The organism is Chitinophaga sp. 22308, assembly GCF_052045305.1.
Lineage (GTDB): Bacteria > Bacteroidota > Bacteroidia > Chitinophagales > Chitinophagaceae > Chitinophaga > Chitinophaga varians_A.
Genome location: NZ_JBQEOP010000025.1, coordinates 1 through 644, shown reverse-complemented (window position 1 = coordinate 644; position 644 = coordinate 1). Strand labels below are relative to the sequence as shown.

1 protein-coding gene is annotated in these 644 nt (G+C 46.0%); it reads left to right on the top strand.

Annotated elements, in window-relative coordinates; genetic code table 11:
- A partial coding sequence (locus ACTJJS_RS33515) for a phosphopantetheine-binding protein (protein ID WP_440668406.1) occupies window positions 1-644 on the top strand: 644 nt, incomplete at both ends.

Genomic DNA, 644 nt, shown 5'->3' with positions numbered 1-644 from the left:
GGAATGGGGAATGCAGCCGTTGCCGGCATCCTCCGGCCTTGCATTGTTTGACCGGTTGTTACAACAGGGCTACGAACAGGTGGTCGTATTTCATGGTAAGAAGAACAAATTTCTGCAACAGGAAGACAGCCCGGCCCCACCGCCGGTTGTTACAAATAATTTAACATTGAGAGATCAGGTAACGAAGAAGGTGTTTGAGTTCATATCAGTAAACCTGAAACTGGAGTTAACTGCCATATCGCTGGATGAAGAGCTGGGTGACTATGGTTTCGATTCCATCTCACTGACGAAGCTGGCCAACCAGATAAACGATTATTACGATTTATCATTAACACCCACCGTTTTTTATAGCCACTCTACTGTAGAGAAGCTGGTAAACCATTTGTTGGAGGAATATGCTGCTAATATTATCAAACATCACGAAGCTCCTCATACTCCTCATAGCTCATCGCATGAGGGGATGATGCCCCCTGTTGACATACTGCCTGGAGCAGGAAAAAACAGGCGGTTTATGCATGAATCACCTGTAATTTCTCCATTGTCAGAACCTGTTGCGATAGTGGGAATGAATGGTCGTTTTCCTGGTTCGGCAGACCTGCAGCAGTTCTGGGAGCATCTGAAGTCCAATCATGATCTTGTGACAG